This is a genomic window from Actinoplanes sp. ATCC 53533, assembly GCF_003947245.1.
This window is the reverse complement of sequence record NZ_QHHV01000702.1, coordinates 1-577: the sequence shown is the minus strand read 5'-3', so window position 1 is coordinate 577 and position 577 is coordinate 1. Positions and strand designations below refer to the sequence as shown.

Sequence of the window (577 nt, the reverse complement as noted above, 5' to 3'; positions counted from 1 at the left end):
ATCGACACGGTCCGGGCGTCGTGCTGCCAGGACAACATCCGCGCGTCGTACGGCTGGGCAGCATTCCAGCGGAAGCTGATCGGGTGCTCTCGGCGTTCGCCGGCGTTCGAGCCGGGCTTGCCGAGATTCCCGGCGCGGATGTTCGCCTTCAGAGACTTGTAGGCGTCGCAGACCTTCTTGATCACGTGCTGGGCGGCTTGGGCGCCCAGGCCGTGGTCGGTCTTGATGGCCTGGTAGACGTGTTTGCGAAGGTGGTAGTTGCGGTAGACGCCCGTGTTGCGGGCCACCACGGCGACCTCGGAGGCGGCGGCGTTGCAGGCACGCAGGGTTGCTTCCAGCGACGACCCCTGGTCAGGTGTCGGCAGGAGCTTGACCTGCACGACCAACTGCACCCAACCATCATATCATTGTTCCTACGTCGCCACGATGGGCACCGCACCTGGACGTGCGCAGGGACCGCAGCGTCGTCTACCACCTGCACCTGCTCATGCACCCGCCGACGTCGAATGCGGCCGGGGCGACCCCGACCCGCAACCCGCGCCAGGACACGACCCGCACCTATACCGCTACCTGCGGG

General features: G+C 66.7%; 1 protein-coding gene. It reads right to left on the bottom strand.

What is annotated here, in order from left to right; all coding sequences use genetic code 11:
* The coding region (locus DMB66_RS60730) for a hypothetical protein (protein WP_199753352.1) at nt 1–392 on the bottom strand (392 nt) is incomplete at its 3' end.
* Nucleotides 393–577: the final 185 nt, after the last annotated feature.